Genomic DNA, 9,269 nt, shown 5'->3' on the forward strand with positions numbered 1-9,269 from the left:
CTGGCGTTCTGCGACAGTCAGCCCGGCAACCATTCGCTCTCCCCCCGGTCATCACACAGCGCGGCTCGCGGTGCTCGAGAGAGGGACCGGAAGGTCGAAATCCGGACCGCGTCAGCCAGTGAATACTTGTCGAGAGCCGCCAGATTGGTATCCGGCATTGTCAAGAAGTTACCCAACAATATGCAGGCCGGCGAGATAGGCAATCCCCCCTGCTGCAGGCATTCGATCCGGTAGGATGGTCGCTCGGAAGACCCGCAGACGACTGCGGCACACCTGTCATCTTCTTTAGGATGGAACAACCATCAAAGGCGGAAGTTCAGCGGAACGTGTCAAGCGCAGAAATCAGCTCGACATACACGTTCGGCGGAGAATCCTTTAGTAAGTGTGCAGGCTTGCGACGCGCCCATTCTTGCCATGAAACACCCGCGTTGGACCAAGTGACGCAATCTCGGAGCGCCTATAGTTACCTTTCAACTGCCGAGAAGCAGACATCCCAATCGGTAGCTACGGGCGGATAGCCAAACGTGGTTTCCCGTCCCCCTGGCGACATTCGGAACGTTTGCTCGATGCGGTAGATGCCTCACAAATCTTTCAGGGACGTTGAGGAGCCTAGAACCTCTCCGGTTGAGCCGCTTGCTAAGCGCTCGGTTGTCTTTGCTACCGAATGCCGTATTATTGTTCTGCGTAGAGGCGTGGACCTTTTGATCTATGATCGGAAAATCGTCGCTCGTCCTCACGGTCCCGGTGACGCATGCGAGGCAGTCGGACGACGCCTCCGATCACGGCTTGACCTCGACTGTGGTGCTAAGGCGAAGCATCTCGAAGTCTGAGATCAGAATTTCGAATTCAATATTCCAGCGGCCGGGCATGGGAACGAGCACTTCGTCGACGCGCCAAGTGCCATCACCGGCCTGATAGGCTGGACGTTCGATCCCCTCGATTCCTGCCACGGGATTGGACAGGGTGACCGTGACCTCTCTGGCCCGCAAAGCTTCGAAGCTGCGATCGAGCAGTTTCAACGAAAGGCTTGCGAGCCCAACCCGGCCCGGCGTCAGCCTGATATCGACTATGGCCTTGGGGGTATGGATGTGCGCAGACGCCGGTTGGGCAGATATTTGCGCGAGGACCCGTGGCGGCGGCGTGAAGCGCCACATAGCGGCAGTGCCAAAGATGAGCAGACCAAGCACGATCTCAGTGGCAATCACCCGCCGCAGCCGAGCCTTCGCGGGGATATCGCCTCCCACGACCTTAACAGTCAGCATGTACCGGTTGCATACCGCCGCCCCCAACAGCACAGCGACCCAGAGCAGCTTAAGCACGAGCACACAACCATATTCCGTGTTGGTGATCGCCGAAATGCGCTCGACCTGAACGACCGTCAGAGCCAAGCCGCTCAGCAGGATTCCGCCGACGAAAAGCGGAATCCGCCTCGAAAACCGCAGAAGAGCTGCATTATTCCGGCTACGGAGCGCGACCCATAATGGAAACAAAGCGCCGGTCCAGGCGGCAATGCCTACTCCGTGAATAAACACCGCCGATCGCATGAGGAATTGGGGGGTAGCAGCGCTGGCGTGCCCGCTGGCCGCAAGAGCCAGCCCGACCCCAGCCAAGGCGCTCCAGGCCAGTCCAATTCGCGCTATCCCTTGAGTGGCGATCGAGGCTAACCCTGTGGCGATGGAAAAGCCCGCCATCATCACGGTMACGCMAAAGGCGCTGCTAGCACCCGCTTTCCAGACTGCGGTATCGAAAAAGCTGGCCGCGGTCGCGCCAAGTACATCCAGCCCTTGCGCCGCGACCGCGAGGGGCAGAACCCCCAATCCCATGCCCATGAGGCCTGCGGAGAACAAGCGCGCCGCGACCGGCAGGGGGGCGATCCATACCGCCGAGGCCGCGCCGCCGACGCCGAGAAACAGTACCAGATAAAGGCCGAGCTTTGTCGCCCAAAGTAGAAAAAGCACCGCGCGGTCGGCGTGAACGTCTACGTCGGGTGCCCGGATGTTTGCAGCACCGATTGAGAAAACGAGCGCGCCCCCCACCGGATGCCCATCTTCGGAAACCACCCGCCAACTCAACACATGTGTGCCGTTGCTGAGGCCGATCGGAACCTTGATGGCCAACGAGCGATCTCTCAATTCATAGCGATCGAGAGTTTGCGGTTTTCCAGTTGGCGGAATGAGCTTGAGGAGGAGGGGGGAGACTGGCTCGCTGAAGCTCAGCGTCAACACAGATGGTGCCATCGCCACGATCGCACCATCTGCCGGCGTCGCAGCAGTTAGTGCCGCGTGGGCAGCGGCCTGCCCAGCCGCGGCAACAACAACCGCACCTGAGCTGACCAGGAGAATGATGAAGAGGCGAAKGCGCCGGATCATGATAGTCCTTGCGGATCGAACACCAAGATCCGGCCGCTTCGGTGACTACTTCTTGGGGATCAGTTTCAGGCTCGGCGCCGGAAACTTGTAGTCGTCACTGGTCTTGCCCGGTGCGGGGATTTCGATCCAGCGTTCCACAGCGCCGCCTTCGCATTCCTGGACGATTGGCACATATAGCGCTGTATCAGCCTTCAGGTCGGTCGTGAGGTAAGCGCGAAAGGCAAACTCGTCATAGTGTTCGTCGAGCAGTTTCCCGCCACTCCAGACCACCTCTTTGACGCCTTCCGAAGTCGGCGTCCCATAGTAGTCATAGGACTTGGCGTACTCGCCCTTGAGAGTTTCCAGCGTCCATCCCGGTTTGGGCATCGGCTTCACAGCGATCACGCCCTCGGGAATTTTGACGCGCACCTTGAGGGTGGCGGCACCCTTGCAGCCGTGCGGCACGCGCGCCACCGCCTTGTAGGTCGAGCCAATGGCGGCCTGCTGAGTTTCAAGCGTGACGTGAGCTGCTGCCCCCGTTGTGCCGGCGGCAAGAATCAAAGCGGCAATCAGATGGGCTTTCATAGCGAGTTCCTTCAGGCAAGCTGATTGGGTGGATTTCGGGCGCCTATGTCCCGGTTGGCAGAGAAGTAAACAGCGGGTGGTCCGTAGAACTCAGAGCCGACGTCAAACACTCGGCGATCTGAACCAGCGCCAGGCATGGAAGGCTGCGCCTACGGGAAAGCTCAGGCGGGGGGCGCACGCGGGTTTGCGGGAAAGTGTCCTGAGTAAAATCCCGGCGGCACCTGGGGATACGGAGCAAATCCGGTCTGGTTCGCAACGCGATAAGACACCGGGAAGAAACTGGCTGCGGGATTGATCGCGATGTTTGCGGAGAATGCGCAGTTTAATGAGCAATCGAACATCAGATCAGGCTGTGCGTGATCTGATGAGCCCCCGAAGCCAGGAGCGCTGGTCGCGCAATGGGTGAGAGCGATAGTCCGATCCACCGTGACTACCACGCCGTGTGCGCCGGATATCAGGCCTGTGACGACCGCCTGAAACACGATCAGATAGGCGAGGCCGATTGCGCCCCACCGAGCTGATCCTGACGTGCTTCGGTGCCCAGACACGAACTACCCTCCTGGGTCACCGATTATCACCCGAGCAAGGGACGCCAATTGATGCGGCGCAAACAGGATTCAACTTGGTAGGCGCGTCAGCGTGGCCGCAGGCGCTTGCTTGCAATCTTCGACATGACGGGATCGAGGTCCGTTCCTGAAGATCTACGCTTGTCACATTCCAACTGCTTGGCCCGGCCTCTGCATTCGCCTTCTTGATCTGCATCAATGCAGCTGTAGGGGCGTTGATCTTTGCTGCCGACACTCCGCTCCAGCACGCGTGCGATCAAAATGGATGACTTATTCGAGGCGGCACGGGTCACAGAGCAGCAGGAACGAGCAACCTATTCGCTAATGGTTTCAGCCCATCCTGGTATCTCTGCATGTGCGTGGTCGCACTACTTGCAGGGTTCTGATCAAATGTCCGGCAAGACGCGCGGGCTGATTGCGCTCAACGACAGGCGCGGCTGCGATCACGGCATATTTTCTTATGACGTTGTACAATCGCTTTCGTCCGAAGCCACATTGGCTGTTTCGGAACTGGCATCGGTCCGGCTGCCAAGCTCCGCACTGATTGAGGCCCTTATGTGCTTCGCCAATAATTTGGCTGCCGAGCTTGGACTTCGAACAATCGCGCTCGAACTCGCCCCATCCGCAATCTGGAGACAGGACCACTTGGCCATGAAGCAGCGTGGGTTCGCGCTTGATCGAGTGACAATGCGAGGCCGGACCTGATGACCCTTCAATCTTGGGGTGGGCACGAATGGGCTCGAATTTGGGCTTCAAGCGGTCCGGTCGAGCTACAGGCGGTTTCAGCGACTGCCTTTGCAAGGTTTGCAGCAGAGGAGGCCGGGATGACCAGAACGAATTACGCAGACTGGCTAGCAGTGCTTGAGGGAATGGAACAGGCACAACGCGAGCGCTACCTCGCGGGTCGCGACGGAGAGGGTGATTCGCTGGGCAAGCAGATCGAGCAATGGATCATAGTGGGCCGCGCTCAAGGTCACTGCCTGCGCGACGGACCGCCATTGACGGAAACCAAATGCCCGGTTCTGCCCCCTCAGACGGGAAACCCGATCAGTGGCTAGAAGAACTGCCCGGCGTGACGTCGGCACTCGACAAGGCGGCGCATGGGGGTCTAGCTTCTCTGAAGATTTTCTAAGGAATGAAGCTGAGAGCGCCGTCGCAACGTCATCTCGGGAGCGGGTATTGTGATGTCCGATGGTGCCAAAGCCGAAACCCGGGCCGAATTCAGGCCTGCAACGCGACGGCAGGAGTTCCTTGCCTTCATCGTCCTGGCGATCCTGATCTGGCCGATCATCGCGGTCGGCGTCGTCGGCGGCTATGGTTTCCTGGTCTGGATGCTGCAAGTGGTCTTCGGACCGCCCGGCCCACCACGGTGAGGGCCCGGCCATGGCAGAGCACGGGATCGATCTCGGCAGACGTGGGTTCCTGAAGGGGCTTCTTCCCTCGGAACCGGACGTCATTCGTCCACCCTGGTCCCTCGAAGAGACAATCGCGAGCGCCTGCACGGGATGCGGCGCCTGCGTCAGCGCCTGCCCGCAAGCGATCCTCAGGCTCGATGCCCGGCAGCGGCCCGAGATCGATTTCAGCTCCGGCGAGTGCAGCTTCTGCGGCGCCTGCGCCGCAGCCTGCCCGGAGCCGGTCTTCGATCGCGGGCGGCCTGCTTTCCAGCACGTCGCCGTGATCGGGAACACATGCTTTGCCGCCCGCGGCATCGTTTGCCAGAGCTGTGGCGATGCCTGTCCGGAAGCGGCGATCCGTTTCCGACCGCGCCTTGGTGGCCCTGCCCTGCCTGTCCTCACCGCCACTCAGTGTACCGGCTGCGGCGCCTGCATCGCGGCCTGCCCGGCCGCCGCCATCGGAACCTGCCCCACGGCAGCGGAGGCAGCCCATGCCTGAAGCCCAAGCGGCCCGCACCATCCATATTTCCAGCGCCGTCGTCACGGCCTTCCCGGAGCATTGCGACGCGGTCGTGCGCCAGATCAATGCCCTGCCGGGCACCGAGGTCCATCGTGTCGAGAACGGCAAGATCGTCATCGTGATGGAAGCCGAGAGCACCGGCGAGATGGGTAGCAGGCTCACCGGCATCGCACTGATGGACGGCGTCCTTTCGGCAAACTTCGTCTTCGAACAGATCATCGCCCTCGACGACACTGGAGCTGGATCATGACCCTATCCCGTCGCGAGATGCTGAAGGCGCAGGCGGCGGGCATCGCCGCTGCCGCCGCCAATATGAGCCTCCCCGCCGAAGCACAGCCTGTCGCCGGCGGCGTCGACACGCTGGAGATCACCTGGTCGAAGGCGCCCTGCCGCTTCTGCGGCACGGGGTGCGGCGTGATGGTCGGCGTCAAGGAAGGCAAGGTCATCGCCACCCATGGCGACATGAAGGCCGAGGTCAATCGCGGCCTGAACTGCGTCAAGGGCTATTTCCTCTCGAAGATCATGTACGGCGCGGACCGGCTGACGCAGCCTCTGCTGCGCAARAAGGGCGGCGTCTACGCCAAGGACGGCGAGTTCACGCCGGTCTCCTGGGATGAGGCTTTCGACGTCATGGCCGCCAAGGCCAAGCAGGTCCTGAAAGACAAAGGGCCGACCGCGCTCGGCATGTTCGGCTCCGGCCAGTGGACGATCTGGGAGGGCTATGCCGCGACCAAGCTGATGCGCGCCGGCTTCCGCTCGAACAATCTCGACCCGAATGCGCGCCACTGCATGGCGTCTGCCGCCTACGCCTTCATGCGCACCTTCGGCATGGACGAGCCGATGGGCTGCTATGACGATTTCGAAGCCACGGACGCCTTCGTACTCTGGGGCTCGAACATGGCGGAGATGCACCCGATCCTGTGGACCCGGGTCGCCGACCGCAGGCTCGGCCACCCCCATGTCAAGGTTGCGGTGCTCTCGACCTTTACCAACCGAAGCGCCGACCTGGCCGATATCCCGATTGTCTTCAAGCCCGGCACCGATCTGGCGATCCTCAATTACATCGCCAACCACATCATCACGACCGGCCGCGTGAACAAGGACTTCGTCCAGAAGCACACGAACTTCGTCAAGGGCGCGACTGATATTGGCTATGGCCTGCGGCCCGACGATCCGCGCGAGGTCAAGGCGAAGAAGGCGGAAGATGTCGGCGCGACCTCGCCGATCGACTTCGAAGCCTATGCCGCCTTCGTCAAGGACTACACCCTCGAGAAAGTCTCGGCGCTGACAGGGGTGGAGCCCGGCTTCCTGCAAGAGCTGGCAGAGCTCTATGCCGACCCGAAGCGCAAGGTCGTCTCGTTCTGGACGATGGGCTTCAACCAGCATGTCCGCGGCGTCTGGGCGAACCAGCTCGTTTACAACCTGCATCTGCTGACCGGAAAGATCTCGGAGCCCGGCAACAGCCCCTTCTCACTGACCGGGCAGCCTTCCGCCTGCGGCACGGCACGCGAGGTCGGCACCTTCGCCCATCGTCTGCCCGCCGACATGACTGTGGTGAATCCCGAGCACCGCAAGCACGCCGAGGAGATCTGGCGGATTCCGGCCGGCACGATCCCGGAAAAGCCGGGCTATCACGCGGTCGAGCAGGATCGCATGCTCAAGGACGGCAAGCTCAATTTCTACTGGATCCAGGTCAACAACAACCTGCAGGCGGCGCCGAACAGTGCCGGGGAAACCTACCCGGGCTATCGCAATCCAGAGAATTTCATCGTCGTTTCCGACGCCTACCCGACCGTGACGGCCATGGCCGCCGACCTGATCCTGCCCGCCGCCATGTGGGTCGAGAAGGAGGGTGCCTATGGCAATGCCGAGCGGCGCACCCATTTCTGGCACCAACTGGTCAAGGCGCCCGGGGAGGCCCGTTCCGACCTCTGGCAAATGGTCGAATTCTCGAAGCGCTTCACCACCGACGAGGTCTGGCCGGCCGCCCTTCTCGATGCCAATCCCAACTATCGCGGCAAGACGCTGTTCGATGTGCTGTTCAGGAATGGGCATGTCGACAGCTTCGCTGCAAGCGAGGTCGACCCCGCCTATGACAATCTGGAGGCCAAGCATTTCGGCTTCTACGTCCAGAAGGGACTGTTCGAGGAATATGCCAGCTTCGGCCGCGGCCACGGCCATGACCTGGCGCCGTTCGACACCTATCACGAGGTCCGCGGGCTGCGCTGGCCGGTGGTCAACGGCAAGGAAACGCTCTGGCGCTATCGCGAAGGCCTCGACCCCTATGTGAAGCCGGGCAAGGGTTTCGAGTTCTACGGCAACCCCGATGGCAAGGCGCGGATCATCGCCGTGCCCTACGAGCCGCCGGCGGAATCGCCGGACAACGAATATGATCTCTGGCTGGTGACCGGACGGGTGCTCGAGCACTGGCATTCCGGCTCGATGACGATGCGCGTGCCGGAGCTCTTCAAGGCTTTCCCCGGCGCTCGCTGCTTCATGCACCCGGACGATGCCCGCAAGCGCGGGCTCAACCAGGGGGCGGAGATCCGGCTGATCTCCCGCCGCGGCGAGATGCAGACCCGGGTCGAGACGCGCGGGCGCAACCGCATGCCCCAGGGCGTCGTCTTCGTGCCCTGGTTCGACGCCAGCCAGCTCATCAACAAGACCACTCTCGACGCGACGGATCCCATCTCCAAACAGACGGATTTCAAGAAATGCGCGGTCAAGATCGTAGCGGTCTGAGCCTGGTGCGCTCCTGGACCGTCCTTGGAACTRCCCTGGCAGCTCTCGTCGTCCTCTGCTTCGGCGCGCTCTCGCAGGAGAGCGGCCGGATCAACATCGTGCCGCGCCTGACCGGCGCGGCGCCGCCGATGGGCGCCGTCAACGTGCCGCCGCTCGACCGTCCGATCGTCGACGACGTCAGGCGCATGCGGAACTACCCGGAACAGCCGCCGATCATTCCGCATTCGATCGACGGCTATCAGCTGACGCTGAACACCAACCGCTGCATGGATTGCCACAAGCGGGAGTTCACCGAGGGCTCCGGCGCCCCGATGATCAGCATCACCCATTTCCAGGACCGGGACGGACAGGTKCTCTCGGACGTGACCCCGCGGCGCTATTTCTGCACCGCCTGCCATGTTCAGCAAACCGACGCCCGCACGCTGGTGCCGAATACGTTCCAGGACGCAAACACGATTGGCCGCAAGCGGTAACGGGGCGCCGACATGGGCAAGCTGAAGGCTCTCTTCCTGCGCKCGTGGAACCTCGCGGTCTGGTTCTGGCGGGTCATCAGCCGGCCCAGCGCCTATCTGTCCCTGGGGTTCCTGACGCTCGGCGGCTTCATCTGCGGCGTCATGTTCTGGGGAGCGTTCAATACGGCGCTCGAGGTCACCAACACCGAGAAATTCTGCACCTCCTGTCACGAGATGCGCGACAACGTCTATCAGGAGCTGACCCAGACGGTTCATTTCTCGAACCGCTCAGGCGTGCGGGCCAGYTGCCCCGATTGCCATGTCCCCCATGAATGGACCCACAAGATCGCCCGCAAGATGCAGGCCTCGAAGGAGGTCTGGGGCAAGATCTTCGGCACCATCTCGACACGCCAGAAATTCCTCGACCACCGGCTGGAGCTCGCCAARCATGAATGGGCGCGGCTGAAGGCAAACGACTCGCTGGAATGCCGKAACTGCCATTCCACCGTCGCGATGGACTTCACCAAGCAGACGCGCCGGGCAGCCGAGATCCACAGCCGCTTCCTGATTCCGAAGGAGAAGACCTGCATCGACTGCCACAAGGGCATCGCCCATCTCCTGCCCGACATGACCGGTATCGAGCCCGGCTGGAAGGAAGCCCC

10 protein-coding genes are annotated in these 9,269 nt (G+C 61.8%); 8 read left to right on the plus strand and 2 right to left on the minus strand.

The window, feature by feature from the left end; translation table 11 throughout:
- Positions 1-779 precede the first annotated feature (779 nt).
- Both AC1DIO_RS34525 and AC1DIO_RS34530 read right to left on the minus strand, forming a co-directional pair.
- Positions 780-2,369, minus strand: coding sequence for a copper resistance CopC/CopD family protein (locus AC1DIO_RS34525; protein WP_476854880.1), 1,590 nt, complete (start codon positions 2,367-2,369; stop codon positions 780-782).
- Between the two features lie 45 nt (positions 2,370-2,414).
- Positions 2,415-2,933: a YcnI family copper-binding membrane protein gene (locus AC1DIO_RS34530; protein ID WP_476777512.1), complete on the minus strand. Its 519-nt coding sequence runs from the start codon at positions 2,931-2,933 to the stop codon at positions 2,415-2,417.
- Between the two features lie 827 nt (positions 2,934-3,760).
- Between AC1DIO_RS34530 and AC1DIO_RS34535 the strand changes: the two genes are divergently transcribed.
- From AC1DIO_RS34535 to AC1DIO_RS34570, 8 genes are all read left to right on the plus strand, one after another.
- A complete protein-coding gene (locus AC1DIO_RS34535; protein ID WP_476854881.1) occupies positions 3,761-4,204 on the plus strand; it encodes a hypothetical protein in 444 nt (147 codons plus the stop codon).
- A 119-nt stretch (positions 4,205-4,323) separates the two neighbouring features.
- Complete coding sequence (locus AC1DIO_RS34540; protein WP_441509125.1) at positions 4,324-4,557, plus strand: hypothetical protein; 234 nt, start codon at positions 4,324-4,326, stop codon at positions 4,555-4,557.
- Between the two features lie 126 nt (positions 4,558-4,683).
- Positions 4,684-4,872: a periplasmic nitrate reductase, NapE protein gene (gene napE, locus AC1DIO_RS34545; protein WP_476854882.1), complete on the plus strand. Its 189-nt coding sequence runs from the start codon at positions 4,684-4,686 to the stop codon at positions 4,870-4,872.
- A gap of 10 nt (positions 4,873-4,882) precedes the next feature.
- Positions 4,883-5,392: a ferredoxin-type protein NapF gene (gene napF, locus AC1DIO_RS34550; protein WP_441509146.1), complete on the plus strand. Its 510-nt coding sequence runs from the start codon at positions 4,883-4,885 to the stop codon at positions 5,390-5,392.
- Entirely contained in the window at positions 5,385-5,663 is a 279-nt protein-coding gene (locus AC1DIO_RS34555; protein WP_441509145.1) for a chaperone NapD, read from the plus strand. The genes napF and AC1DIO_RS34555 overlap by 8 nt, the downstream gene beginning before the upstream one ends.
- Positions 5,660-8,155, plus strand: a complete 2,496-nt coding sequence (gene napA, locus AC1DIO_RS34560; RefSeq protein ID WP_441490402.1) for a periplasmic nitrate reductase subunit alpha — start codon at positions 5,660-5,662, stop codon at positions 8,153-8,155. Before AC1DIO_RS34555 ends, napA begins: the two co-directional genes overlap by 4 nt.
- Entirely contained in the window at positions 8,128-8,628 is a 501-nt protein-coding gene (locus AC1DIO_RS34565) for a nitrate reductase cytochrome c-type subunit (RefSeq protein ID WP_476854883.1), read from the plus strand. Before napA ends, AC1DIO_RS34565 begins: the two co-directional genes overlap by 28 nt.
- Before the next feature lie 12 nt (positions 8,629-8,640).
- Positions 8,641-9,269: cytochrome c3 family protein (locus AC1DIO_RS34570; protein WP_476854884.1), on the plus strand; the 629-nt coding region annotated here is incomplete at its 3' end.

Source organism: Allobosea sp. 05T439, from assembly GCF_056396005.1.